Genomic DNA, 4,622 nt, shown 5'->3' with positions numbered 1-4,622 from the left:
GTTGGACTACGCTGGCGCGCAGCGCGCGATACTCAGAAACCATGTCGGGCAGGGTAAAGCCCTCCAACAGACGCGCGCCCGCATGCGATTGAGCGGCGGAGTCCAGCCCATCCTGTTGTGTGTCCTCAGTACCCCGCGACTTTGCCGCCCGCATCGCATCGCTCTGCTCGTATTCCATATCCGCGGCAATACGCAACAAGATCGCCTGGGCATCGTTCCGCAATGCCTTGCGGCTGAGCGCCGACGCCACCGGGATGGAGCCGGCGAAAGCTACCCACTCGTCTAGAATTCCATCCAGGTCCTTTCTAATGAAGTCAGCGAGCGTCATTTATGAATGACGCTCGCCTCCTGCATATGTTCCGACGGGACGCCGCTTTGCTTCACGCCAGCAAACGGTTGGAATCAGAACGAGTACTGCAACGTCGCGCCGTACACGCGCGGCTCGGCGGGCGTCATGTAGACGCCGGGGTTGCCGGTCGAGATCAGCGAGTAGTACTCACGATCCAGCAAGTTCGTCACGAACCAGCCCAGCTCCAGCTTCTGGTTGGGCCAGTAGAACTTGCCGCTCAGGTTGACCAGCGTGAAGGGGCGCTGCCGGCTAGCCGCTAGCTCACCGCCGCCGCCGGCGGTGAAGTCATAGGTGGACGTGTAGCGAGCGCCGGCGGTCACGCTGCCGCTATAGCCGCCCGGCAAATCGAACTCGCGAGTCAGATTCAGATTGCCGGTGATATCCGGTGCCTGCGGCAGACGCTCGTCTTTCAGGTCGGCGGCGTTGGCGGTCAAGAAGCCACCGATCAAATCGTAGACGGCTGCATTCGGAAAACTGGAGTAGCGCGCGTGGGTATACGCCGCGCCGGCGTTGAGATGCCACGCCGCGCTGGGCGAATAGTCCGCCGTCACTTCGGCACCGTAGATCTCGGCCTTGGCCGCGTTCTGTTGCAGGATGCCGGCGCCGCCGCCGGTGATGAAGGCGACTTGCTGATTCTTCCAATCGTAGTGGAACACCGCCGTGTTCAAGTTCAGCGCGCCCCCTGCGGAGCGATATTTGGCGCCGACCTCGAACGCAGTGATGGTCTCCGGCTTCAGCAACGGATCGATGGACAATGACGGACTATTGAAGCCGCCGCTCTTGAAGCCGCGATTGAAGCTCGCGTAGTAGCTGACTGCATCGGCGTCGTAAGACAGCACCACTCGCGGCGAGAAGTTGTTGAAGCTGGCCGTATCCCGTCCCGTGGTGGGAACGCCGCCGCCCATCAAGGCCACCGCATCGGCATCGAGCCACAGACGATGTTCCTTTTCTTCGTCGGTGTAGCGAACGCCAGCCGTCAGCTTCAGGTTGGACGTGAGCTTGTAATAAGCGTCCACGAACACCGAGTACGCCGTCAGGTCATCACGATTGTCGAAGGTCGGGGTCAGCGGGCCGAAGAACGATCCGCCGATACGCCCAGCGAAACGCGCGTGATTGCGCTCGAAGAACGCACCCGCCGTCACATCGAGCGGACCGCCGGTTTCCGACACGATGCGAAACTCGTTGGTGATGGTGCGATCTGCCTTGCCATCGGTGGTGCCGGGATTCGGGCTATAGCGTCGGGACACCAAACAGAAATAGAGCTGCTCTTCCGGCACACCGTCGTTGTCGGTGCAGCCGAACGATCGCGCCCGCCGGTAAGCGAGCGTATTGGAGAGCGTCCAGGTCGACCAGGAATATTCCGTGCGCAACGAGGCCAGCAACGCATCGGAATCTTCACCGCCGCCGCCTTCGCGATTCCGCGATTGCCGCGTCTCATAGAACCCGAGATTGGTCGGTGTGCCGTCGCCGTTGTATCGCAGACTGTGGATGGAGCCGTAGCCTGCGCGCCGGCTGTACTCACCCGTCAACACCGCTTTAAAAGCATCGGTGGGCTGCCACAGCAGCTTGTCACGAACACCCCAGGTGTCACCGGCGCCCACCCCGCTCTCCCGCTGATCCGGGAAGGCGCTGTTGCGAACATAGCCGTCGCGATATTGATAGAACTGCACGAACCGATTGGCCAACGTCGAACTGATCGGCGTGTTCAACACCGACTCTTCGCGCATCCAGTTCAAGTTGCCGTAACCGACCTTGATGTAGCCCTCGGTGCGATCGAGCTTGGGATCGTTGGTGGTCACCAGCACCGCGCCACCCGTGGCGTTACGACCATACAGTGTGCCCTGCGGTCCCTTCAGCACCTGGATCTGTGCGATGTCGATGGTCTCCTGCGCGGATGAGGTCTGTGTTTGCAAATAGACATCATCGACGTAGAACGCCACGCTGCCTTCCAGGCCCGGGCCCGAATAGCCCGTGCCCACGCCGCGGATATACACAGCGGCGATACCGTCACCGGCGGTCTGCGTGTTCACGAAACCAGGCGTGGCGAACTGCAACTGATCAGTGGATTTGATTTCGAGCCGTTTCAACAGTTGCGGGCTGTAAGCCGCGACCGAGATCGGCACTCGTTGGATGTCTTCGGCGCGCCGTTGCGCCGTGACCACGACTTCTTCCGGCACCACACGCTCGGTGTTTTCACCCGTGGCGGCCACTTGGGCCTGCGTGGCCATGCTGTAAGTACTGAGGACGGCCACAAAAGTACGGGCGGCCGTGGCTATGATTTTTTCCATGTCGTTATCCCCCAAGCTCTACACGTCTCGTGAGTCAAACGGTAGTCCCGCTCCTGAGTCACGGCTACGACATTGGCTTGACTTGACGCGACAGCCTCAACGCAGCAACGCGCGCAGATCGCGCTCAAGGATGGAACGAGCCTGCTGCATGAGGCGAGTGACCAATTCCGCCACACTCGGTACGTCTTGAATCAAACCTTGCGACTGCCCGGCCCAGATCAGGCCGGCATCCAAGTTGCCGGTCTCCAGCGCCTCACGACCCCGTGCGCCACGAACCAAGGGCGCGACATCCGCGAACGTAGCGTCCGCCAAACTCAAACGCCGCACGACTTCATCGGACACACTGTTTTTGCCGACGCGCGCCGTGTTGTGCAGATTACGAAAGATGAGATTGGTGCCACGCTCGTCGTTGGCGACCAGGAACTGTTTGATGTTGTCGTGAATGGGTGCCTCGCGAGTCGCACAGAATCGCGTGCCCATATTGATGCCTTGGGCGCCCAACGCGAGTGCTGCGGCCAATCCGCGGCCATCGGCAAAACCACCCGAGGCAATCACGGGAATATTCACTTTGTCGACCGTCGCGGGAATCAGCACCAGCCCCGACACATCATCTTCGCCGGGATGTCCGGCGCATTCGAAACCATCGATGGAAATTACATCGACGCCGATGCGCTCAGCGGAAATCGCGTGACGGACCGAGGTGCATTTGTGAATCACCTTCACGCCATGGGCTTTGAAATCATCGACATGTTCCCGAGGCTTACCGCCTGCCGTCTCGACGATCTTGATGCCGCTCTCGATGATGGCGCGCCGATACTCGGCGTACGGCGGCGGCGTCATGGTCGGCAGAATCGTCAGATTCACGCCGAAGGGCTTGTCGGTCAGGTCGCGGCAACGCTGGATTTCTTTGACGAGTGCTTCCGGCGTCGGTTGCGTCAACGCAGTGAGAATGCCCAGCGCACCGGCGTTGGAGACAGCAGCCGCCAACTCGGCCCGCCCCACCCACTGCATGCCGCCTTGAACGATGGGATGCTCGATGCCGAGCAGCGTGGTGAATGCAGTGGTGATGGTCATCGGGTGTCGGTGAGTCAGCGCTTGGCGTTCGGGTCCGGATTCCACTGCGGCGCTCGCTTCTCGAGAAACGCCTTCGGCCCTTCAACGAAATCGACATGCCGCCATTGTGACTTGAGCAATCCCCACCCCTGCTCCGCCGCCGCCGGATCGGGAAGCTCCGTCGCGCCCCAAATCGCGCGCTTGGACAACGCCATCGCTTGCGGCGAGTTCTTGCACATGTTCCGAGCCAGCTCGAACGCGCGACTCAATACATCTGCGGCAGTGGGCTCCAGCAAATCCACCAACCCGACCATGTAGGCCCGTGACGCCGGCATGCGATACGAAGCGCCCGCCAGCGCCATCAGCAATGCCGCGCCCACCCCTGCACGACGCACCACTCCCACTGACTCGAGTGCTGAGACTTGGCCGACACTGACGTGCGTGTCCATGAACTGCGCCGTCTCGCACGCGATGACGATGTCGCTATCGGCGACGAAGTGCAGCCCACCGCCATTCACCAGCCCATTGACCGCACAGATGACGGGCTTGGTCACAGCACACATACGCGGTGAGAAACGATTGGCTTCCGCATAAGAAATATCGAGCAACCCACCCTGCCCCACTTCGAGCGCCGACACATCGGCACCCGTACAAAAGTGACGCTCGCCGGCACCCGTGATGATCGCGACACGCACCTCAGGATCCGCCTCGACCCGCTGCCAGGCCTGCTCCAACGCCAGCAACATCGTCGGGCTCAACGCGTTGCCGTTGGCCGGATAGTTGAGCGTGAGCAAGGCGATGCCAGCCTCGATCTTGAAACTCAGCGGCGTGCCACGCTCATATAGACCGGGACTATTCGACATACTGTTATTCCCTCACATCGGCCACGCGCGCATATCCCGCTTCCAAGCCGCCGCCCAGCGCCAGTTGCA

Annotated in this window: 4 protein-coding genes; all 4 read right to left on the bottom strand. The window is 61.3% G+C overall.

What is annotated here, in order from left to right; all coding sequences use genetic code 11:
- On the bottom strand, positions 1 to 328 hold a 328-nt coding region (locus tag JNL55_RS02685), incomplete at its 3' end, for an RsbRD N-terminal domain-containing protein (protein WP_293848915.1).
- A 74-nt stretch (positions 329 to 402) separates the two neighbouring features.
- Positions 403 to 2,637, bottom strand: coding sequence for a TonB-dependent receptor (locus JNL55_RS02680; protein ID WP_293848913.1), 2,235 nt, complete (start codon positions 2,635 to 2,637; stop codon positions 403 to 405).
- Between the two features lie 96 nt (positions 2,638 to 2,733).
- The gene (locus JNL55_RS02675; protein WP_415922987.1) at positions 2,734 to 3,711 is read right to left on the bottom strand and encodes an NAD(P)H-dependent flavin oxidoreductase; all 978 of its coding nucleotides are present in this window, start codon (positions 3,709 to 3,711) and stop codon (positions 2,734 to 2,736) included.
- 14 nt (positions 3,712 to 3,725) lie between these two features.
- The gene (locus JNL55_RS02670) at positions 3,726 to 4,553 is read right to left on the bottom strand and encodes an enoyl-CoA hydratase/isomerase family protein (protein WP_293848908.1); all 828 of its coding nucleotides are present in this window, start codon (positions 4,551 to 4,553) and stop codon (positions 3,726 to 3,728) included.
- Between the last annotated feature and the right edge of the window lie 69 nt (positions 4,554 to 4,622).

Source organism: Steroidobacter sp. (genome assembly GCF_016790065.1).
Taxonomy (GTDB): Bacteria; Pseudomonadota; Gammaproteobacteria; order Steroidobacterales; family Steroidobacteraceae; genus Steroidobacter.
The sequence above is the reverse complement of the archived record's forward strand: the minus strand, read 5'-3'. Positions and strand labels throughout refer to the sequence as shown.